This window comes from Clostridium sp. TJA032, assembly GCF_058310275.1.
The window spans coordinates 51,142-73,323 of record NZ_JBZEFB010000003.1 but is presented as its reverse complement, the minus strand read 5'-3'; the positions used below and the strand labels follow the sequence as shown (position 1 = coordinate 73,323).

General features: G+C 25.8%; 18 protein-coding genes and 1 pseudogene. 11 read left to right on the top strand and 8 right to left on the bottom strand.

The genetic code is table 11. From position 1 onward, the window contains the following. Positions 1–50 precede the first annotated feature (50 nt). The 4 genes and pseudogenes from AC4FRL_RS08620 to AC4FRL_RS08605 all read left to right on the top strand — a co-directional run. Positions 51–755: a DUF3298 and DUF4163 domain-containing protein gene (locus AC4FRL_RS08620; protein ID WP_491139829.1), complete on the top strand. Its 705-nt coding sequence runs from the start codon at positions 51–53 to the stop codon at positions 753–755. A gap of 131 nt (positions 756–886) precedes the next feature. After that, positions 887–2,263 (top strand): aldehyde dehydrogenase, encoded by a 1,377-nt coding sequence (locus AC4FRL_RS08615; protein ID WP_491139828.1) that lies wholly within the window; start codon positions 887–889, stop codon positions 2,261–2,263. Positions 2,264–2,948: 685 nt separating this feature from the next. Further along, positions 2,949–4,331 carry a 6-phospho-beta-glucosidase GmuD gene (gmuD, locus tag AC4FRL_RS08610; RefSeq protein WP_491139827.1) on the top strand — a complete coding sequence of 461 codons (1,383 nt, stop codon included), beginning with the start codon at positions 2,949–2,951 and terminating at the stop codon, positions 4,329–4,331. Positions 4,332–4,528: 197 nt separating this feature from the next. Next, a pseudogene (locus tag AC4FRL_RS08605) lies at positions 4,529–5,158 on the top strand (mannose-1-phosphate guanylyltransferase); the annotation flags it as partial. An 83-nt stretch (positions 5,159–5,241) separates the two neighbouring features. Here the strand turns inward: AC4FRL_RS08605 and AC4FRL_RS08600 are convergent. From AC4FRL_RS08600 to AC4FRL_RS08565, 8 genes are all read right to left on the bottom strand, one after another. Further along, entirely contained in the window at positions 5,242–6,030 is a 789-nt protein-coding gene (locus tag AC4FRL_RS08600) for a site-2 protease family protein (RefSeq protein WP_491139826.1), read from the bottom strand. Between the two features lie 11 nt (positions 6,031–6,041). Beyond that, positions 6,042–7,646: a recombinase family protein gene (locus AC4FRL_RS08595; RefSeq protein WP_491139825.1), complete on the bottom strand. Its 1,605-nt coding sequence runs from the start codon at positions 7,644–7,646 to the stop codon at positions 6,042–6,044. A gap of 12 nt (positions 7,647–7,658) precedes the next feature. Then, positions 7,659–7,832 (bottom strand): hypothetical protein, encoded by a 174-nt coding sequence (locus AC4FRL_RS08590; protein ID WP_011591118.1) that lies wholly within the window; start codon positions 7,830–7,832, stop codon positions 7,659–7,661. 67 nt (positions 7,833–7,899) lie between these two features. After that, complete coding sequence (locus tag AC4FRL_RS08585; RefSeq protein ID WP_491139824.1) at positions 7,900–9,597, bottom strand: recombinase family protein; 1,698 nt, start codon at positions 9,595–9,597, stop codon at positions 7,900–7,902. Beyond that, a complete protein-coding gene (locus tag AC4FRL_RS08580) occupies positions 9,542–11,326 on the bottom strand; it encodes a recombinase family protein (protein WP_491139823.1) in 1,785 nt (594 codons plus the stop codon). The genes AC4FRL_RS08585 and AC4FRL_RS08580 overlap by 56 nt, the downstream gene beginning before the upstream one ends. Further along, positions 11,301–11,459, bottom strand: coding sequence for a hypothetical protein (locus AC4FRL_RS08575; protein ID WP_491139822.1), 159 nt, complete (start codon positions 11,457–11,459; stop codon positions 11,301–11,303). The genes AC4FRL_RS08580 and AC4FRL_RS08575 overlap by 26 nt, the downstream gene beginning before the upstream one ends. Positions 11,460–11,650: 191 nt before the next feature. Continuing rightward, on the bottom strand, positions 11,651–12,034 hold the full coding sequence (locus tag AC4FRL_RS08570) for a helix-turn-helix domain-containing protein (RefSeq protein ID WP_491139821.1): 384 nt from the start codon (positions 12,032–12,034) through the stop codon (positions 11,651–11,653). 65 nt (positions 12,035–12,099) lie between these two features. Beyond that, positions 12,100–13,173, bottom strand: coding sequence for a hypothetical protein (locus AC4FRL_RS08565; RefSeq protein WP_491139820.1), 1,074 nt, complete (start codon positions 13,171–13,173; stop codon positions 12,100–12,102). A 162-nt stretch (positions 13,174–13,335) separates the two neighbouring features. Here AC4FRL_RS08565 and AC4FRL_RS08560 point away from each other — a divergent pair, with 162 nt between their 5' ends. The 7 genes from AC4FRL_RS08560 to AC4FRL_RS08530 all read left to right on the top strand — a co-directional run bounded on the left by AC4FRL_RS08560 (position 13,336) and on the right by AC4FRL_RS08530 (position 22,102). Next, complete coding sequence (locus tag AC4FRL_RS08560) at positions 13,336–14,853, top strand: type I restriction-modification system subunit M (protein ID WP_491139819.1); 1,518 nt, start codon at positions 13,336–13,338, stop codon at positions 14,851–14,853. 16 nt (positions 14,854–14,869) lie between these two features. Then, on the top strand, positions 14,870–16,051 hold the full coding sequence (locus AC4FRL_RS08555) for a restriction endonuclease subunit S (protein ID WP_491139818.1): 1,182 nt from the start codon (positions 14,870–14,872) through the stop codon (positions 16,049–16,051). A gap of 18 nt (positions 16,052–16,069) precedes the next feature. Further along, a complete protein-coding gene (locus AC4FRL_RS08550; protein ID WP_491139817.1) occupies positions 16,070–17,104 on the top strand; it encodes an FRG domain-containing protein in 1,035 nt (344 codons plus the stop codon). 43 nt (positions 17,105–17,147) lie between these two features. Then, positions 17,148–17,294 carry a hypothetical protein gene (locus AC4FRL_RS08545; RefSeq protein WP_491139816.1) on the top strand — a complete coding sequence of 49 codons (147 nt, stop codon included), beginning with the start codon at positions 17,148–17,150 and terminating at the stop codon, positions 17,292–17,294. A 128-nt stretch (positions 17,295–17,422) separates the two neighbouring features. Next, positions 17,423–18,049, top strand: a complete 627-nt coding sequence (locus AC4FRL_RS08540; RefSeq protein ID WP_491139815.1) for a dCTP deaminase/dUTPase family protein — start codon at positions 17,423–17,425, stop codon at positions 18,047–18,049. A 109-nt stretch (positions 18,050–18,158) separates the two neighbouring features. Next, positions 18,159–21,341, top strand: a complete 3,183-nt coding sequence (locus AC4FRL_RS08535; protein WP_491139814.1) for a type I restriction endonuclease subunit R — start codon at positions 18,159–18,161, stop codon at positions 21,339–21,341. 44 nt (positions 21,342–21,385) lie between these two features. Continuing rightward, positions 21,386–22,102 (top strand): M48 family metallopeptidase, encoded by a 717-nt coding sequence (locus AC4FRL_RS08530; protein WP_491139812.1) that lies wholly within the window; start codon positions 21,386–21,388, stop codon positions 22,100–22,102. Positions 22,103–22,182 lie beyond the last annotated feature (80 nt).

Genomic DNA, 22,182 nt, shown 5'->3' with positions numbered 1-22,182 from the left:
TTAAGAGAAAAATAAAAGTGTTTAATTTAAACTAAAAGGGAGGTTTAGTTATGACTTTTAAGAAAACTTTTTTACTGCTTTCTATTTTAATTTTTTCTTTTACTTCAATAGTTTTTGGTAAAAGTTTAAATTGTGAAAAATTATTAGAGAAAACAGTAAAGGAAAGTACGGAAGAATATGATATTAAGGTTAAATATCCAGTAGTTTTATTAGAGGATAAAGGGATTGCTGATAATATAAATAAGGCAATAGAAGATTATACTTTAGAATGGATAGAAGATATTAAGCTTTTAAAGAAGGAAGAACATAATAAAAAAGAAAATTTAAATAAGGATATTAAAAAGTTTGAAGCTTATACTAATTATAATTATTTTTCTAAAAATGATTTATTAAGTATTAATATGGATTACTATCAGTATACTGGTGGTGCTCATGGGTTGACTACTAAAATTAGCTATAATTATAATTTGAAAAATGGGAAAGTTTTAAAGCTTAAAAATCTTTTTAAAGATAATTTTGATTATAAATTAAAAATAGATGAAAAAATTAAGGAAGATATAAAAAAAGAAAAGGAACTTTATTTTGATGGAGGAGAAGTGTTTAAAGGGATTAATGAAAATCAAGATTATTATTTACTAGAGGATGCCATAGTAATATATTTTCAGTTATATGAAATAGCACCCTATTCTTCAGGAATTAGAGAGTTTAAAATACCTTACGAATATTTAAAAGAAGGATTGATTTATAATTTTTAACTTTGAGAAATAAAAAAATGTATCAAAATATTTTGATACATTTTTTATTTTTTGGTATTTATTTTATTATTGAAGAATTTAGATATATAATAAGTAAAAAGGAACTTTGGAATAAAGAGGGAGGAAGAGTTTTGGAATTATTAAGAGATAAAATAAATAATCAAAGAGAATATTTTTCCTTAGGAGAAACCAAAAATATAGATTTTAGAATAGAAAAATTAAAAAAGTTAAAAGAAGTATTAAAAAAAGAAGAAGAAAATATATTTTATGCTTTACAGAAAGATTTAAAAAAATCTAGTTTTGAAGCTTATGTTACAGAAATAGCAATGGTTTATGATGAAATAAATTTACAAGTTAAAAATATAAAAAAATGGAGTAAAAAAAGGAGGGTAAAAACACCTTTAGTACAATTCCCAGCTAATAGTTTTGTAAAATTAGAACCTTATGGGGTAGTCTTAATAATAGGTCCTTTTAATTATCCTTTTATGTTACTTATGCAACCTCTTGTTGGAGCTATAGCAGCAGGTAATACTGCGGTTATAAAGCCATCAGAATCAGCTTTAGAAACTTCTAAAATTGTTAAGAAAATTTTAGAGGAAGTTTTTGATGAAAAGTATGTTTTACATGTTGATCCAGGCAATGGAAAAGATGTAGTTGAGGCTTTATTAAAGGAGAGATTTGATTATATATTCTTTACAGGCAGTGCTACTGTTGGAAAGATAATTATGAAAGCTGCTTCAGAATTTTTAACTCCCGTAACTTTAGAGTTAGGTGGAAAAAGTCCTTGTATTGTTGATAAAGAAAGTAAAGTTTCCTTAGCAGCTAAAAGAATAATATGGGGAAAATTACTTAACTCTGGACAAACTTGTGTTGCACCAGATTATATATATGTTCATAAAGATATTGAGGAAGAATTTTTAAAGGCTTTAAAATTAGAAATAAAAAATCAATTTGGAGAAAATCCTTTGCTTTCTGAGGACTACCCTAAAATGGTTAATGAAAGAGAATTTGATAGGGTTATTTCTTACATAGATAAAAATAAATTATTCTTTGGGGGAAATTACAGTAGAGAAACTTTACAGATAGAACCTACTATTTTAAGAGGAGTAAATTGGAATGATAAAATTATGGAGAGAGAAATTTTTGGTCCTATTCTTCCTATTTTGACTTTTAATAGTTTAGATGAAGTAATAAACATTATAAATAGTAAAGAGAAACCTTTATCTTTATATTATTTTTCTGAGAACAAAAATAATATTGAAAAAGTATTAGAAAAAACATCCTCTGGAGGAGTAACAATAAATGATACTGTAGTTCATGTTTCATCTTCTTATTTACCTTTTGGTGGAGTTGGAAATAGTGGAATGGGAGAATATCATGGTAAATATAGCTTTGATTTATTCTCTAATAAAAAGAGTGTTATGAATAGAAAAACATTTTTTGATTTAAAAATTAGGTATGCTCCTTTCCAAAATAAGTTAACAATTGTTAAAAAATTAATGAAATAAATAAAAAATGAAAGAAACTGAGTGGATTTGTATGGAAATGATTAAGAAAGTTATGTATAATATAATTAAAGATTGTATATGTTTTCAATGTTCGGATGAGAAATAATTAAAATTTAAGTGTTCAATTTATAAAAATTTTAAAATAGGAATACAATCTTTAAAGTTACGTCTATGTACTAATGCCTGTTATTTATAGATGAACTTCTAACAAGCCAATAATTTTATTATTATCATATTCAAGTTAATTTTTTTCTTTTTGGTTTGGGGGAGCCTTTAAGTAGATTATTAATTTAGAATGTGTATAAATTTTACTTTAAACTTAAGAATAAGGAATTATTCTTATGCAATTTTACAAGCTTCGACGGGGAAGAAGCTTAGATATCTTTCGACATATGATAGATATTAGGGTATTTATATTGAGTATTTTTATTATTTAAATTTTGAGAGAATTTATTAAGTATGGTCATTTAATGGGGACGTTATTTGTTTAAATTAAAATTTATAGAATACACTAGTAAAATTTGGTTTGCTATAAAAGATCTAAGATTTTCTTAGGTCTTTTTTTTCTTGAAATTATCCATAATTTTTGGAATAAATCAATAATAGAAAAGTAGAAAAAACAACTAAAAAAAATTATAATAAAATAAAGGAAAAAATTTCAAAATATTATAATTAGGAGGTAGAGATGAAATATAATTTCCCAAAGGGTTTTTGGTGGGGTGCTGCTACTTCAGGACCTCAATCAGAAGGTAGATTTAATAAAAAACATGATAATGTATTTGATTATTGGTTTGATATAAATCCTGAGCTATTTCATAATGGAATAGGTCCTAATATAGCATCAAATTTTTATAATAGCTATAAAGAAGATTTATCAATGTTAAAAGAGATTGGATTAAATTCTTTTAGAACATCAATACAATGGACAAGATTAATAAAAGACTTTGAAACTGGAGAAGCAGATGAAGATGGAGTAAGATTTTATAATGAAGTAATAAACAATTGTTTAGAAAATGGTATAGATATAATAATGAATTTACATCATTTTGACCTTCCAGTTGAACTTTATGAAAAATACGGTGGATGGGAATCAAAACATGTTGTAGAGTTATTTGCTAAATTTGCTAAAACTGCTTTTAGTTTATTTGGAGATAGAGTTAAAAAGTGGGCTACTTTTAATGAGCCTATAGTTATTATTGAAGGACAATTTTTATATAAATGGCATTATCCTTGTATAGTTGATGGAAAAAGAGGAATTCAAGCAGCTTATAATATAGCTTTAGCCTCTGCTAGAGCTATAGAAGAATACAGAAAGTTAGGTCAAGATGGAGAAATTGGAATAATAGTTAATTTAACACCAGCCTATGCAAGAAGTAATTCTAAAGAGGATAGGGAAGCTGCTGAATTTGTTAATGCATTTTTCAATGAGCTATTTTTAGACCCTGCTGTTAAAGGGGAGTTTCCTAAAAAGCTAGTAGAAATTTTCAAAAAAGATGGAGTTCTTTGGAGTTCTACTAAAGAGGAATTAGATATAATAAAAAATAATACTGTTGATTTTTTAGGGGTTAATTATTATCAACCAAGAAGAGTTAAAGCTAGAGAAAATAAAGATTATAATGAAAAAACTTGGGCACCAGAGAAATATTTTGATAATTATGATATGCCAGGAAAGAGAATGAATCCATATAGAGGATGGGAGATATATCCTAAGGCAATTTATGACATAGCTAAAAATGTTAAGGATAACTATGGAAATATAAAATGGTTTGTTTCAGAAAATGGAATGGGTGTTGAAGGAGAAGATAGATTTAAAAATCCTCAAGGAATAATAGAAGATGATTATAGAATTGAATTTATAGAGGAGCATTTACAATGGTTACACAAGGCGATTTTAGAAGGCTCAAATTGTGTTGGATATCATCTTTGGACACCTATAGATTGTTGGTCATGGTTAAATTCATATAAAAATAGATATGGATATATATCCTTAGATTTAGAAACTCAAGAGAAAACCATTAAGAAATCAGGTATGTGGATGAAAGAGGTTTCTAAGAATAATGGATTTTAATATTTATTTTACTTAATTTAAAATAGGGATAAAATAAAAATATTTATTAAATCTTAATAAACAGATTAAATTAATAAGAATTGTAAAAGGCTTTAGTTTAGGTTTTTCTTAACTAAAGCCTTAAATTTTTTATTATTCACATAATAGGAATTTTACACATAAAATACACTATAACAATTAAGGGAGTTGGAGGCACAATGCTTTACTCATTAATTTTAGCAGGAGGAAGAGGAACTAGACTTTATCCACTTTCAAGAAGTTCTAACCCAAAACAATTCCTTAGTATACAAAATAACGGTAAAAGTTTTTTGAGCAATACTGTGTATAGAATTAGACCTATAATAGATAAGGATAATATTTACGTAGTTACAAATAAAGAGTATGAAGACAAGATAAGAAATGAACTTAAAGACATAAGGAAAGAAAATATATTTACTGAACCTGCTAATAAAGAAACTGCAACATGTATAGGTCTTTCAGCTGCTAAGCTTTTAAAGAAAGATAAAGATGCAGTTATGATAGTATTGCCTTCAGATCACTATATAGAAGGAGATAAAAGCTATCTTCAAACCTTAGAACAAGCAGTAGAGATTGCTGATAAAAAAAGGGCTATTGTTACCATTGGAATAGAACCAAATAGACCAGAAACAGGTTATGGTTATATAGAAATGGGTGATAGAGTAAATGGACAAATTCCTACCTTCAAGATAGCAAGGTTTACAGAAAAGCCTAATTTAGAAGTTGCAAAAGACTTCTTATTAAAAGGCACTTATTTATGGAATAGTGGAATGTTCATATTTAGAGCTGATGCTCTCATCACAAAAATGCGATGCAGAAGTAAGTTTTTTAGAATCATTTGTATTCATGTTTATCCTCCTCGGTTAAATAAGCTTGTAGTATTAGCTACAAGCTATTTTTTTATTATGTTTTTATATATATTAGTTTCTTTAATTACTTTAAATAACAAAGAAATCAGTATTACTATTACTAAAAATAAGAATATTTGAATTGGATGAAAATATCTTAAAAATTCATTTATTAATAAAGGTGACAATAATAAAATACAGCAAATTAAGTAAATAATATTAGAGATTTTTTTAGTAACATTCTTTCGGTGAAGAGATTTATTTCCCCAGCGTCTAAATATACTCATTATTAATTGCCCACCATCAAGAATAGGTAATGGTAAAATGTTGAAAGCAAATAAAAATAAATTTAATGAAGCAAATAATAATAAGAATATATTTGAATTAGAGTTGTTTAATATTTCAGGAATTGTAGAGCTTAAAGCAAATTCTGAACCAAAAATATTAGATAAATTCATTAATTTAAGTAAAAGTTGTGGTAAGATTTTTGTAAATATAGAACTTACTGTAAAAATTAAAGACTTATCTAATAAAAGTGAGAATGATATAATAGCAGCTATTATATTTATAAAAACTCCTGAAAGAATAATAATATATTCTTTGATTATATTTATTTTATTTAAATCATTATCATCATTACAGATATAACCACCCATAGGAATAAGCTTAAAATTAAAGTCTGTATTAAATTTTTTGAACCCAAAGAGTTTAGGACCAAAGCCTATAGAGAAGGTTTTTACAGGAACTTTAAAGGCTTTACAAGACAAATAATGACCAAGTTCATGGATAAATATTGATAAATACATAGCAATAGTAAAATTAATAATACTCATAGTTATACTCCTTAATTAAATGATTTAAATTTTATTTTCACTGCTCCAGTATCACCATCAACAAAAACTTTATCAATTACTGATGATAATAAATTTCTTTTTTGTGGAACATCTAAATCATCAATTAGAGCTGATAAGTTTTTTAATTTTTGTATGATATTATCACAGTTATTTATCAAAATGTCTTGTTTAGCTAATTCATCATTTAATTTATTTAATGAATTTGTTAGCTCTACACTTTTACCTTTTAATTTTGTTAATTTATCAAGTAATATTTGAACAAGTTGAGGGTCTTCTGTAAGAGTAATATTATTTACTAAGTTATCTATTTGCTCTTTATTTTTAGATATTTCATTTTGAATATTTTTAGATAAAATATTTTCTGATGAAGTAGCAAAAGACTTTTTATAATCTTTTAATCTTTGAACTAGATAACTTTTATCTAAAGATAGTTCTTTTAACTTATTAATTACTAATTTATCAACTTCTGGACCATCAACATTTTTACTTGCACACCTTACTTTTCCCGAATTGTGTTTTAAAGTACACATATAGTAATGCTTTCTTTTTTTAGTTAGTTTATTTGGAACCCCATATGATACTCTCATAGAGCTTCCACATTGTGCACAGCGAATTATTCCACTTAGTAAAGCTTTATGACTACTACCTAAAGCAGGAGCTTTATATTTATTAATCTCAGCTATTTTTTGTGCTTCTAACCAAGAATCTGAATCAATAATTCCTTCATGAGTAGATACGGCATAAATCCATTCATCTGGATTACGTATTTTCCCACTTTTACCTTTTCGTTTTTTATAAATTAATATGCCGTGTATGTCATCAGGTTCACCATATGTTTTTATTCCTTGGGACTTAAAATACTCTATTGTTTTATCATTTGCCTTAACATATACAGGATTAGAAATAATATTTTTTATGCTTGCCTTACTCCAATCTTTTCCTCGGCGAGTTTTAATGTTATTTTGAAGTAGATATTTTTCAACTTGAGAAAGGCTACCTAATTCAATATATTTATTAAATATTAATTTAACTAAATTTATTTCTTTTTCAATTGGTATTAACTCAGAGTAACTTCTATTCGTACCAGAAGAATCAGTAAAATTTTTTCTAGAGCTACTGAAACCAAATGGAAATTCACCACCTAGCCAATATCCATTTGTAGCAAGAGAGTACATGTTATCACAAACCCTTTGAGATATAGTTTCTCTTTCAAGTTGACTAAATACGGAGCAAATATACATCATGGCTTTGCCCATTGCAGCTCTAGTATCAAATTGTTCTATTACTGATATAAATGAAATTTCATTTTTTTCAAGTTCATTTATTAGATTTGAGAAATCACCAATATTACGACTAAGTCTATCAACTTTATAACATACAAGAGTATCAAATTTCTTTTGCTTGGCATCGTTCATTAATCTAACAAATCCAGGTCTTTCTGTGTTTTTACCAGAAAAGCCTTCATCTGAATAGATAAGAGTATTATTTATACCTATATTTTTAAGATAATTAGTGCAAAGTTGAATTTGATTTTCTATAGAATCACCAGTTTCAACAACTTTTGAACGACGAGCATAAATTGCAGCGGTTTTCAACTAAATACCTCCTCATATATCAGATTTTACTTTATTAATTAAACAGTTCATTGTTTCAATATCTTTAGGAAGAATATCTTTAATTGAATCAATGGTTGCAATACTAAGCTTTTTTATAAGTAAAGATTCATCTTCAATGGAATCTTCGGCTATAAACAATTGTACTTTATCATGTTGATTAGCCATTTTTCCCCCAAAATATAGTGATATACTTTTAATATATATTCATTTAATTTGGGAAAAATAATAGTAACTATTTAAATATTATTTCTATTTCAAATGTTTCAGAAATTATTATTTTATCAATAATTTCATGTAGCAATAGCCTTAAACATCTGTTTTTAATCTTTGAATTTTCTTGGCTAAGTATATCTTCAATAGGTTTTAAAGTATTTACTACATAGTCTTTAAAACAAGCTTTACTAGGTATAGATTTTGAAAGCTTTCTATTTATTTTATTTAAATCATCGTTTAATTGAGACTTAGATAAAATAAGGCTAGTTTTAAATTCTTTAATTGAATCAAGTAACAATAAATTTTTTTCATGATAGTCAATATCAGCAATATCTTTACTCATAACATTAGTTAGTTCTAGCAATCTTGAAATTTCAGATGAGCATTTCATTAATATATCATCACAATGGTTTATATTACTTTCAATTTCATCTTTCTGAACTAATAGGTTGTTATTTTTTTCTTTTAATTTATTTAAATAGTTAGAATAAAACTCATCAAAAAATGCAGGAATACTTAATATTGATTTATAAAGATTTAGTAATTCTTTAAAAACAATATTGTGAATTAGTGATGCTTTAATTGTAATTGTTGGAGCATTTATTTTTTTAGAAAATTTATCTTTATTATTATGAGAGCAAAAGTAGACTCTACCAGATGAATTTCCATGATTTTTACTAATTAAATAATTTCCACAACTTTTACACACAAGCATTCCTTGAAGTAAAAAGGCTGTTGATAAAAATTTAGGGTTCTCGTCTTGAAGCTTTCGTATGTTTAAAGATTTTTTCCACAACTTTTCATCTATTATTCTTATATTTTCATCATATTTAGAATAAACATATTCATTAGTAGGATGTTTTTTGGGGTTTCTTCTGCCTCCTTTTTTATTCCAAACTATAGTTCCTGTATATACTGGATTATTTAATATACTTTTAATACTATTTATTGTCCAAAGTCTATCTTTATTGTAACTATATTCTGATTTAATAAATTGAACTATATCTTTAGGAGTATATCCTTCAGTATATAATTCAAAGATTTTTTTTACTATTCTAGCTTCTGGAGCATATATTGAAAGTTTACTTTTTTTACGGTTAGATGGAATAGCAATTAATTTATAACCATAAGGAGCAGGACCACCAGCCCATAGATTATTTAATATATTATGTCTATTGCCAATAAGAACTCTTCCACCAATAATACTAGATTCAAGAGCAGCTATATTGCTTAGCATATTTTCAAAAAAGTTATTAATAGATTGATTTTCAGAATTTATTTGTTCACCAGCTTTAGAATATAATATATCAATGTTTAGTTTCTTTAAAGTATGCTTAATTAATAAGCTTTCATATATATCACGAGATAATCTATCATGAGAATAAACTATTAATTTATCAAATTTTTTATAATTAGCATCATAAATTAATCGTCTTAATCCATCTCTTAAAAATATACTAGGATTCATAGTATCTGATTCATTATAAATATTAATAGAGTTAGATGTTATTGAAGCAGATTGAGTATCAGAATATATTTCATAAGGAATATCACTCCATCCTTGATTGCTTATATATTGCTTTATACTTGAAAGTTGATTAGCTTTAGAGTTATTATTTTCCTGTCTTTCAGTAGACACTCTAGTATAAATAGCTATACTTTTAGGACGTAAATTCATATTTGATGTTGAGCTTTCCTTCAATTGGAGATTGGTCATAATTAATATCCACCTTTATTTCTTTAATAATTTCACTAAATATAGGAATAAAAAATTCTTCATTATTCATAATATGATTAACTATTTTTTCTTTTACTTGGTGTAATAGAATACTATCATTTTCTAATTGAGGTTTAGAACTACATTTTTTATTTATTTTATTAACTTCATCAAATAATTGGTTTAAATAAGAAAGTTTATTTCTATACTTATTGCATGAGTTAATATAGGATTTTATTGCAGTATCCTTTTGTTGTATTTTATCAACATAAGAATAATCATTTGAAGATAGATAGTTATAAATAGCTTCATATTTACTTAAAGTTTGATATTTAATATTTTGATTTTTAATTTCAATATTTCGAGATAGTTTGTTTATAAATTGTTCCATTGGTGTTTGACTTATAGATAAACAACTATCTATAATTTTATCAATAATAAATTTTAATAAATCATATTTTAGGAATGGATAACATCTAGCTCCTTTACATGATAGATAATTATCATCAATTAATTTTAGCTTTTTATTACATTTAGAACATATGAGGATTCCTTTAAGCAAAAAGTTAGGAGTTCTATCAATATTAATTAAAGTTTTATAAGTTATATAAGAATATACTGTTTTAAAAATAGGTAAAGGAATTATTCCAACTAAATTATTGGTATTAACAAAGGAGTTCAAATCTAAACGCTCTTTAAAATTAGTAATACCAGTTTTTTTATTAGTTGAGTAAGACAGGCCTTTAAATGGATGATTAGAGTCTACTAAAATAAAGCCTGCATATATAGGGTTTTTTAAACAAGAATTTAAATAATTAGAATTTTTTTTTCGATTATTTTCTTTATAAAATAAATAATAGTATTTAACTTCACTTATCTCTTTTTTTAAATATTCTAAATCATTTTTTTTTATATATTTATTAATTACATCAAAAAGTTCACCTTCTAAATATGGGTATTTAATATTATTTCTAATAGGAATATATTTTGAATTAATATGGGATTCTATATAATCTAATGTACTTTTTAATAAATTATATAGTTTATTGATTGAAGCTTGAGAATTAGAGTTACTACTTCTTTTTTCTTCAATAATTAAGCGATGAAAAACAAAAAATATATACTTAATAAATGCTAGTTTTATAGGCTCTTGAATAAATATAGATTTTGATTTTTTACTATCATTAGATTGTTTTTTTATATATCCAAATGGGGATTTAGTAGAAGTATATGCACCACTATTTCTTCTAAATATTTTACCTTGATTTGCACGTAAGCTTATAGTGTCTGGCTCCATTTCTGCTATCATTACAGAAAAATTTTGAAAGAATTCAGATTGTGGGGAGTTTTCTAATAAGGCTTGGTTAGTATCTGAAAACAATATTTTAATTCCTAATCTATTGAGAATTTTTTTTGTCTCAATCCAATCATCATATCTTCTAACTAATCTATCAAGTCTATATATAACTAGAGTTTTAAATAGACCTGCTTTAGCATCTTCTAAAAGTCTAGAAAACCCTTTTCTTTCTTTAGGAGATGTAGTTTTTCCAGATATCTTATCTATGTATGTATCATAAAGTATTAGGTTATTTTTATATATGACATCTTTTCCAAGATTAATTTGTGCATTTATAGAGTTATTTTCATTTTTAGAAGATATTCTTGCATATATAACAGCATAGTTTTTTGGATTGTTTATTACCTTATTTACCATCGTTATATTCTCCATTCTTTAAATCCTCCATAATATCATAATTTTCCATAATATATGATATTAAAAAATTAGTTAACTTATTCCAAGTTGATGATTTGTCTATATATGATATTTTTACTTTAAAATTATCATTTTTTTTAATTGCCATTTTAAAACACCTCTTTATTTAATATTTTAATTTTATAAATGGAAGATAGATGTTGAAAATAAATTTTATGTAACTATCACATATATAGTTATTTGCAAATTTATATGAAATATTCAAAAAAATATATAAATAATTCAATATTTTATATGAGATTTAAAATAAAAAAGTAAGTAATTTAGGTGATTACTTACTTAATTTGAATTTATTTTATTATAAAAATTTATGTCATTAATAAGTTTATCTAATAATAATTGGATTTTGAGCTGATTCCAATTGGGATTATTTGCTATTATATTCAATGATTTTAATAAAGGTATAAAAGATTTAGAGATAGATATGTTTTCTAAATTTATATCCTTAATATTATCAGAAACAATCTGAGAAGATGATATATTTAAAGTATCGCTAATTTTATGAAGTAATTCTAAGTTAAATGTGTCGGTCTTACCATTTTCTATATTATTTATTAATCCAGGTGATACATTTAATATATTGGCTAATTCTTGAGTGGAATAGCCTTTTTCTTTACGTTTTGACCTTATTAGATTTCCAGCATTATTTATTAATTTATTCATTAAATACACTCCCCATAACATATATATATATCCATATTATGGACAAGTATTATAAGTTTTATAACTTAAAAAAGCAAATTTTCATGTATAAAAGATAATAAGCATATTTGAACTATTTCTGAATATAAATCACGATTTTGTGATATTAAATTTTCGGTATTAATTAGATTATGTTTATCAATAAACTTAGATATGTTAACTAAGATGGAATCCTTTATAGTTACTTGTCTTTCATTAGAATTGCTATTTAATAAAGAATTAAAAGTGTTTAATTTCATTGAAACTAAGTTTTCAACTTTTTTACTTTCTATATTGTTTTTATATTTATCTATATCCTTATTAAGACGTTCTATTTCAGCAATAAAATATTCTCTTTCATTAAGTAGGTTTTGATTTTCTAAGGAGACTTTATTAAAGTTTTCTTGAAGAATAGATAATCGGTCTGTAAGCTCCTTGTTAATTAAATTAACTTTATCAATATTGATAGTTTCATCGATTTCTATAGATTCAGAAGAATTTTTAATATCAATATATTCATCAATTAATTTATCAGAAATTTCATAAGTTTCATTGAAATTTTCTTTTATTAAAGGGTAAATTTCTTTGTCAGTACAATTATTTAATTTTTTATTTAGAGAGTTATCATTTTTTATTAAATTTATGAGTGAACCGATATTAAGCTTTTTCTTTTCTTTAAAAGTTTCAAGAGTAGTTTGTTCAATTTTTATTTCTTCTAAGTTTGCTTTAGTATAAATGTTTGGTGTTTTTAATTCTTTTATTGAATGAATTTCTTTTCTAATTTGCGCAGAAATATTATTAGAAATATAGAAAGGTAGGTTTTCTTCATCTCTTAATAAATAGTTTACTTCTTTAATGTCTTTACATTGTAACAATTTATTATATATATTAACTTTCTCATTTGAAAGAAAATTTATAATTATTATGGCTTTTAAGTAAACAGATATATAGTTTTTACAAGAGTTAAAGTTATCTTCAGATAAATTTAAAGATGAAATAATATCAGATTTATTTTCTCTAATAAATTTGTTTATTTCATTTTGTTTTAAATTAATAATTTCTGAAAACTTTTTGTCTTTTAAATATTTTATTACTGAATCAAGATAGGGATTTTTACTCATTAAACTTTCCTTTATAATAGTAATATCTATAATATATATGTTTAGTTTTTAGTAAATAGTATATAAAAACATAAATGTTTAAACTTGTTATGTCTATTAAAACAATATTTAATATTATTATGATAAAATTAATATAAGATTAAAAATAAAGGAGATTAATTTATGGCAAAGCTTACACTACAAGAATTAGAATCAACACTTTGGCAATGTGCTGATATTCTTAGAGGAGAATTATCAGCTGCTGAGTACAAAGATTATATATTTGGAATGTTATTTTTAAAAAGATTAAATGATGAGTTTGATGAGGAAAGAGAAGAGAGAAGAAAAGAGTTTTTAGAAGATGGATTAGATAAAGAGGAAGTAATAGAACTTTTAGAAGACCCTAGTATTTATGAGACTTTCTTTGTTCCAGAGCAAGCAAGATGGGAGAAACTTAGAAATTTAACTTTAAATATAGGACCAGAATTAGATAAAGCATTTAAAGCTTTAGAAGATGAACCTAAAAACTCAGAACTTGTGGGAGTTTTAAGCACAACTAACTATAATGATAAGGAAAAAGTACCAGATAAAAAATTAGCACAACTTTTAGTTTTATTTAGCACAATAAACTTAGCAAACTCAAACTTAGAATCAGAAGATATTCTAGGGGATGCTTATCAGTATTTAATAAAACAATTTGCCGACCAAGGTGGTAAAAAAGGGGGAGAATTCTATACTCCTACTGAAGTTGTTAAGGTTATTACAAATATTTTAAAACCACAAGAAGGAGATAGAATATATGACCCAACTTGTGGTTCAGGTGGTATGCTTATTCAAAGTATAGAGTATGTTAAAAAGCATGGTGGAAATCCTAAGAATTTAAGTTTATTTGGTCAAGAAATAAACCTTTCAACTTGGGCAATTTGTAAAATAAATATGTTATTCCATGGGGCAAAGGGAGCAGATATTCAAAAAGGTGATACTATAAGAGAACCAAAACATACAGAAGGTGGAGCATTAAAGGTATTTGATAAGGTATTAGCAAACCCACCATTCTCACTTAAAAATTGGGGAGTAGAAGAAGCTTCACATGATGCTTTTCATAGATTTACTTATGGAATTCCACCAAAGTCATATGGAGATTTAGCTTTTGTTGAACACATGTTAGCAAGTTTAAATATGAAAGGTAAAATGGCATCAGTAGTTCCTCATGGAGTTTTATTTAGAGGGTCAGCTGAAGGAAAGATAAGAAAAGGATTCATAGAAGATGATTTAATAGAAGCAGTAATAGGACTTCCACAAAACTTATTCTATGGAACTGGAATACCAGCAGCAATATTAGTACTTAATAAGGCAAAATCAGAAGAAAGAAAAAATAAAATATTATTTATAGATGGAAGTAATGATTTTGTAAAAGAAGGAAATAAAAATAAATTAAGAAAAGAAGATATAGAAAAAATAATAACTGCCTTTGATAACTTTGAAGATGTAGAAAAATATGCAAATGTAATAGATTTAGAAACAATAAAAGAAAATGACTATAATTTAAACATAAGTAGATATGTAGATACAACTGAAGAAGAAGAACTAGTAGACATACAAAAAGTAATAAATGAAATAAAAGAATTAGAAAAAGAAGAAGAGAAAACAAAAGAGAAACTTAATGGATACCTAAAAGAATTAGGCTTTGATATTCTATAAGGTGGTGAGTTAGTAAGTGAAAAAAGAAGTAAGAGAAGGATATAAAATGACTGAGTTAGGAGAGATACCTAGTGGATGGAAAGTTAATAAATTGAAAAATATATTAGAAGTTTGTTATGGTAAATCTCAAAAAGAAGTAGAAAATGAGAATGGTATATATAAAATTCTAGGTACTGGTGGTGTAATAGGATATACAAATGAATATTTGTGGAATAAGCCATCTGTATTAATAGGGAGAAAAGGTACTATTGATAAACCCATGTATATAGAAGAGCCTTTTTGGACTGTAGATACTTTATTTTATACTAAAATAAATAATGAGAATAATGTAAAGTGGATATATTATTATCTAAATAATATAGATTTAAAAAAATATAATGAGGCTACAGGTGTTCCTAGTCTTAGTGTTAATAATTTAAATAACATAAAAGTAATTACTCCATCATTAAGAGAACAGGAAAAAATAGCAGAAATACTTTCAACTGTAGATGAACAAATAGATAATACAGAAAAATTAATACAAAAAAATGAAGACCTTAAAAAAGGATTAATGCAACAATTACTAACAAAAGGAATTGGGCATACAGAATTTAAGAAAACAGAATTGGGTATAATTCCTAAGAAGTGGAGGTTAAAGAAAATAGATGAAATAGGGAAAGTTATAACAGGGAATACCCCAAAAACAACAGAAAAAGATAATTATGGTGATGAGTTTTTGTGGGTATCACCATTTGATATGGGGAATAGTAAATATATAAAAAATACAAATAAAATGTTATCTAAAAAAGGATTTGATAAAGCTAGAAAGTTACCTAGTGGAGCAGTATTAGTAACATGTATAGGTTCAACTATTGGGAAGATTGGGATAGCTACTAATGAATTAAGTACAAATCAACAAATAAATTCAATAATATGTAATGAAGATGTGGATAGTGAATTTATATATTATGCAATAGACTATAATTTTAGTAAATATTCTAATTATATTTCTAATCAAGCAGTGCCTATAATAAATAAATCTACATTTGGTGAGTTTTTAATTCAAATACCTGAGTTAAAAGAACAAAATAAAGTGGCTAAAATATTATCAAAGGTAGATGATAATATAGAAAAGCAGTTAAACAAGAAAAAAAAATTAGAAATTCTAAGAAATGGATTAATGCAACAACTTCTAACTGGAAATATTAGAGTAATATAGTTGAGAGTAGGAGAGATTATGGGAAAAGAATATATAATACGAAGTCTTAGTGAGTATATCGAAGTAGTAAAAGAATTAACTAATGAGATTCAAGAAAAGAATCCAAGATATGAAGTATGGTTTAGAGGGCAAGAAAAATGGAATTATGAATTATTACCTAAAGGATTAAGAACTATAAAAAAGTTGACTCCTTGTCAATATATGAGGGAAGGAGAAGATATAGAAATACTTCCATTAAATGATATGCTTAATGATTTTAAAAGAAAAGCGATAGATAATTTAGACTACAAGCCAAATAGTTTAATAGAATGGTGTATAATTGCACAACATTATGGGCTTCCAACTAAATTATTAGATTGGACAACAAACGCTTTAGTAGGACTATATTTCTCACTACCTAGTGAGGAATGCTTGCGAAAAAGTAAAAGTATAAGTAAAAATGATATTGTTGATTTAATTAAATGGGAAGAGGTTGACATTGATGATATTGAGAATATGTCTTTTGAAGAAATATATAATAAAAAACTAAAAATTAATGAATTTAATGACTATCAATATGAATCAGTCACTGAATTTTCAGAAATTGAATTGGAAAATTCAGCTGTTGTATATATAATGAGTCCTAACTTAATTAATAAAAATACTATTGGAATTGATGAAGTAATTTATACTAAAGGAAATAAAGTCGTTGAAGATGAGATGGAGTATTTTTTAAATTCTTCTAAATATGGGGAGCGCAAGGTAATTTCAGGTATATCAAACACTGCAACAAATGATTTTCCAATTTGTATAAATTGCAATGAAATAGATAAGAGAATAAAATTTCAATCAGGATGTTTTACGTTACATGGTATTTGTTGTGCACCATTAGATTTTTATGACGTTATAAGAAGAGAAATACATAAATTATGTATACCATATAAGTATGTTAAAAAAATTAGAGATGAGTTAAATACTTGTGGAATAAATAAATATTTTATATATCAAGATTTAAATAGTTTATCAGAGACTTTATATGATAAGGAATTGGAGATGTTTTTTAAAGGAAAATAGTCCTATATAGAATTATTATATTGTGGGGGTATATGAGAATAGAATGTTTAGTGGTTTAGATATTGATAAAGAGTTAGGCAAAGGAATAAATATATATCCTTTTAATGAAAATAATTTAAAAGAAAATTCTATAAACTTAAGTGCCAGTAAATATGCTTGGTCAATGAAAAAGGGAAAAGTTTTTTTATGATAAAGAAGGAAATCTTTATAATGAAGATAAAAATAATAATTTGAGAGAGATAAATATATATAGGTAAAAATTCTGTAAAACGAATAGGTAAAAAAGAATACATAATATTATTACCTTCATCTACAACGTTGATTGAAACGAAAGAAGTTATTGGAATTGATAAATATATAGGAGGAACTTATCATTCTAAAGTAGGAATTGTATCGTTAGGAATTGGACATATTGGAACTATGGTTGGTCCTAATTTTTGTGGACATTCTCTTATTGCAATTCATAACGTTTCTGATTATCCATTAAAAATAGATATAAATGACACTATTGTATCAGTAATATTCTATAATTTAGAAACTCCTATTAATTCAAACAATGCAACACAAAATGGTCATCTTGATAAAATGTCAACATTAGGAATAAAGTTAAGCGATGATGAATTAAAAGTTATAAATGAAGATTGGAAGAAAGATATAGTTAAAATAAGAGAAAAAATGAATAGTAGTTTAGAATTTAAAAACTATAAGAAAAAGATATTAAAAAGGAAATTTGAATCATTTAAATCATATATAAATATATGGAATATATTAAGTTTAATTTTGGGAGTGGGGATTTTATTCTTTATATTTAAAATATGTGAGTATATAGATGTTAACAATGGAGATTTAACTGTGTGGAGAGATAGATTTTGGAATGTAGGGCTTTCAGGTATTTTAGTAGTTATAGTACAACAGGTATTTAAATTTTCTAAGTCTAAAAGGTAATTAAGCAAAAAAGTCATGGATAAATCTATGGCTTTTTGCTATGCAAAGAATTTATTAAATGTAAAATAGTGTATAATAAAGTTGTTATTAATACTAAAGGGGGATAAAAATGTCATACTTAGGTAATGAAGAAACTTTGGTTGAATTACCAGCAGTTAATTATTTAGAGAAGAATTTAGGATATTCTTTTATTCATGGCAAAAATTTAACTCCTGAAAGCGGGGAGAGAGATTCTTTATCTGATGTTGTTTTGATAGATAGACTAAGAGAATCTTTAAAAAGAATTAATCCATGGATGAATGAAGAAAATTTAGATAGAGCGATTAGATATATTTCTAGGTCTGATAATCTAGGAAGTGGTTTGTTAGAGGTAAATGAAAAGATATATGATTCATTAGTAGATTTAACTTTTACTGTTGAACAGGATTTGTTTGGGAATGGACAGAAAAAGCCACAGACAGTTCATTTTATAGATTGGGATGATGTTGATAATAATGATTTTTTAGTTGTTAGACAGTTTGAAGTTCAAACTCTTTCTGGAAAGTCTATATTTCCTGACATAGTTATTTTTATTAATGGTATTCCAGTAGTTGTTTTAGAAGCTAAATCTCCTTTTTTAGAAAAGGGAAATAATGAATGTATTGGAAAGAAACAAGCTTATGAACAGTTAAGAAGATATATGAATGCTAGAGATGAGTCTTTAGGAGAAGGAGCTCCAAAACTATTCTATACTAACTTTTTTACTGGAATTTTAAATAGATATAATTCTTATGTTGGCACTATAAGTTCAAGTTATAATTACTATTTAGAATGGAAAGACCCATATCCATTTAAACTTGAAGAAGTTGAAGATTATAAAAATTGTGGACAAAATATATTCTTACAAGGATTTTTAGAAAAGAAAAATCTTTTAGATTTGATGAGAAATTTTATAGTTTTTGAGGCAGAAGATGGAGTTGTAATTAAAAAGGTTTGTAGATATCAACAATTTAGAGCTGTAAACAAAGCTATTAAAAAAATTAAAAATGGAAAAGATAAGATTTCAAGAGGTGGTGTTGTTTGGCATACTCAGGGGTCAGGTAAATCTTTAACTATGGTTTTCTTAGCTAGAAAAATTAAGAGAACACAAGGATTAACAGATTCTACAATAGTTGTAGTGACAGATAGAATTGACCTTGATAAGCAAATAGCAGGAACTTTTGAAAGAACTTTAGGTAAAATAACTACTCCTGTTAGAGCTGATACTATTGATAAAATGAAAAAATTATTATCAAATCCTCAACCACAAATTATAATGACTACTATTCAGAAATTTCAAAGTGAAACTGAAGAAAAGGAAGTTATGCTTGATGGAGAAAAATTAACTCAAAAATATGCTGTTGAGTACCCTGTTTTAAGTACAAAACAAAATATTATTGTATTGGCTGATGAGGCTCATAGAAGTCAATATAAGGACACAGCAGCTAATATGAGAAAGGCATTACCTAATGCTGTTTTTATTGGATTTACAGGTACTCCAATAGATAAAGAAGATAAATCAACACCAAGAACTTTTGGAGGATATATAGATAAATATTCTATTAAACAAGCCGTAGATGATGGTGCTACTGTTAAGATTGTTTATGAAGGTAGGAGACCAGACTTACAGGTAATAGGAGAATCTTTAGAAGAATTATTTGATGAAGCTTTTTCTGATAGAACTGATGAAGAAAAAGAAGCTATTAAACAAAAATATGCTAATAAAAAAACTGTTGTTGAATCAGAAGATAGAATTGATGAAATTGCTAAAGATTTATTAAAACACTATAAAGAACAAATACTTCCTAATGGATTTAAAGCACAGATTGTATGTGTATCAAGAGAAGCTTGTGCAAAATATTATGATGCTTTAAATAGACATATGAAAGAAATATTAGGTGAAGGATTTGAAGCTCAAGTAATATTCTCAGGAGATAATAATGATAAACCTCACTTAAAAAAGCATTTTACTACAAAATCAGAGCAAGAAAAGTTAATAAAAAGATTTAAGAAACCTATAAATAAGGACAAGTTAACATTTTTAATAGTTAAAGATATGTTATTAACAGGATTTGATGCACCTATTGAACAGGTTATGTATCTTGATAGACCACTAAAAGAACATACTTTACTTCAAGCTATTGCAAGGGTTAATAGAACATCAACAAGAGAAGTTGAGAGACAACTTGAAAATGGAGAAATAGTAAAAGAAAATATTACAAAGCAATGTGGATACATAGTAGATTATTATGGAATTTCAAATTACTTAGAGGATGCTTTAGCTATATTTGATAAAGAAGAATTAGGTAAACCTATGGAATCTTTAGATGATTTATATAATGAAATGTTAGCTTATAGAGAATCTATAATGTCTATGTTTAGAGGTGTGGATAAAAATAATTTAGATGCTCTTGTTAATAAAATTGAGCCAGAAGATAAAAGAGCTGAATTTGAATTAATGTATAGGAAATTCTCGGGGGCAGTTGAAAGTCTTTTACCATCACATGTTGATACAGAAATATTAAATGATTTGAAATGGCTATCATATATTAGAGCGGCTGCTAAAGCTAAGTTTAGTCCAAGTGAATCCATAGATATTGCTGATTGTGGAGAAAAGGTTAGAGAAATAATAGAAACTCATTTAAAATCACTAGGAGTTAGAAGTTGGATTGAACCAATAACATTATTTGAAAAAGATTTTAAAGGTAAGATAAACACTCTAAAATCAGATGAGGCTCAAGCATCTGCTATGGAACATGCAATTAAGCATACAATAAATATTAGAGGAAAAGAAAATCCAGTTTATTATGCTTCACTATTGGAGAGACTTCAAAAGATATTAGATGAAACAAAAAACGATTGGATTGAAAGAAAAAGAAGATTATATGAGTTTATTAAGACTGAGGTTGAAGATGGAGCTGCTAATGAGGCTAGTGATTTAGGACTAGATGAGAAAGAGTTTGCGTTCTTTAAAGTAGTAAAAAAATACTTAGAAGATGGTGGCGAAGAATTCATAGCTAAGGAAGAAAAAGCTTGCTACATATCTGATGAAACAGTAGAACTTTCTAAACAAATAGCCAAAGATGTTAGAACTGTAGTTGAAGATGTCAGTGGAATTGACTGGGTTACTAATCCTTCAAAAACTAATGATGTTGAGAGAGGAATAAAGCTTATGCTAATCAAAAAGTATGCTAAAAAAATTCCTAGGGATGTTAGAGAAAAAATAATGGAACCACTTCTAAACTTAGCTAAGATACATTTTGAAGTAGTTTAATTATATATAATTCTAAGCAGAATGATTAAAATCTGAGGTAGAATATGAAAAGTAAAATACAATTTGGAACAAAAGAAATAGAATTCAGAATTGAATTTAGAGATAGAAGAACGATAAGTATTTCTGTAGAGCCACCTAAAAATATTTTAGTAGTTGCTCCTATGAATACTTCTGAAGATGAAATTAAGGAAATAGTTAAGTCAAAAGGAGCTTGGATAGTACAAAAGCTTTTTGAATTTAGACATATAGAAGAGAAGAAAGTTAAAAGAGAATTCGTTAATGGCGAATCATTCATGTACCTAGGAAGAAACTATTCATTACAAATTCATGTAGATGAAACTTTACAGAATAATTCATTTGTAAAATTATTTAGGGGAAAGTTTCATGTTTACGTAAAGGAAAAAAATGATGAAATAATAAAAAAGGCTATGGAAGAATGGTATAGAGAAAAAACTGAAGAACAAGTTGCCAAAAGAATAAAATACTATCAAAAATTTTTTAATAAGAAACCAACAGATATAAAAGTTAAAGAACAAAAGAAAAGATGGGCTAGTTGTACAAGTAAAGACGAATTACTATTTAACTGGAGATGTGTAATGGCTAAATCAACAGCTCTAGACTATATAATTGTTCATGAAATGTGTCATATGTATTATATGAACCATTCTCATGAATTTTGGCAATTATTATCTTCAGTAATGAGTGATTATGAAGTTAGAAAAGAGTGGCTTAGAGATTATGGAATACGAATGGATATTTAATGGGAGAAACTAAATGAATTCAAAGAAAAATTTGATATAAGCGATTTTAAAAAAGAAAAATTTAATAGCAAGTTTTATAA

What these genes read in the sequence shown, in the direction of transcription:
- AC4FRL_RS08535 (WP_491139814.1), top strand. Translation starts at nt 18,159, where the DNA reads ATGTCATACTTAGGTAATGAAGAAACTTTGGTTGAATTACCAGCAGTT.
- gmuD (WP_491139827.1), top strand. Translation starts at nt 2,949, where the DNA reads ATGAAATATAATTTCCCAAAGGGTTTTTGGTGGGGTGCTGCTACTTCA.
- AC4FRL_RS08600 (WP_491139826.1), bottom strand. Translation starts at nt 6,030, where the DNA reads ATGAGTATTATTAATTTTACTATTGCTATGTATTTATCAATATTTATC.
- AC4FRL_RS08585 (WP_491139824.1), bottom strand. Translation starts at nt 9,597, where the DNA reads ATGACCAATCTCCAATTGAAGGAAAGCTCAACATCAAATATGAATTTA.
- AC4FRL_RS08590 (WP_011591118.1), bottom strand. Translation starts at nt 7,832, where the DNA reads ATGGCTAATCAACATGATAAAGTACAATTGTTTATAGCCGAAGATTCC.
- AC4FRL_RS08620 (WP_491139829.1), top strand. Translation starts at nt 51, where the DNA reads ATGACTTTTAAGAAAACTTTTTTACTGCTTTCTATTTTAATTTTTTCT.
- AC4FRL_RS08545 (WP_491139816.1), top strand. Translation starts at nt 17,148, where the DNA reads ATGTTTAGTGGTTTAGATATTGATAAAGAGTTAGGCAAAGGAATAAAT.
- AC4FRL_RS08560 (WP_491139819.1), top strand. Translation starts at nt 13,336, where the DNA reads ATGGCAAAGCTTACACTACAAGAATTAGAATCAACACTTTGGCAATGT.
- AC4FRL_RS08580 (WP_491139823.1), bottom strand. Translation starts at nt 11,326, where the DNA reads ATGGAGAATATAACGATGGTAAATAAGGTAATAAACAATCCAAAAAAC.
- AC4FRL_RS08530 (WP_491139812.1), top strand. Translation starts at nt 21,386, where the DNA reads ATGAAAAGTAAAATACAATTTGGAACAAAAGAAATAGAATTCAGAATT.
- AC4FRL_RS08565 (WP_491139820.1), bottom strand. Translation starts at nt 13,173, where the DNA reads ATGAGTAAAAATCCCTATCTTGATTCAGTAATAAAATATTTAAAAGAC.
- AC4FRL_RS08550 (WP_491139817.1), top strand. Translation starts at nt 16,070, where the DNA reads ATGGGAAAAGAATATATAATACGAAGTCTTAGTGAGTATATCGAAGTA.
- AC4FRL_RS08575 (WP_491139822.1), bottom strand. Translation starts at nt 11,459, where the DNA reads ATGGCAATTAAAAAAAATGATAATTTTAAAGTAAAAATATCATATATA.
- AC4FRL_RS08570 (WP_491139821.1), bottom strand. Translation starts at nt 12,034, where the DNA reads ATGAATAAATTAATAAATAATGCTGGAAATCTAATAAGGTCAAAACGT.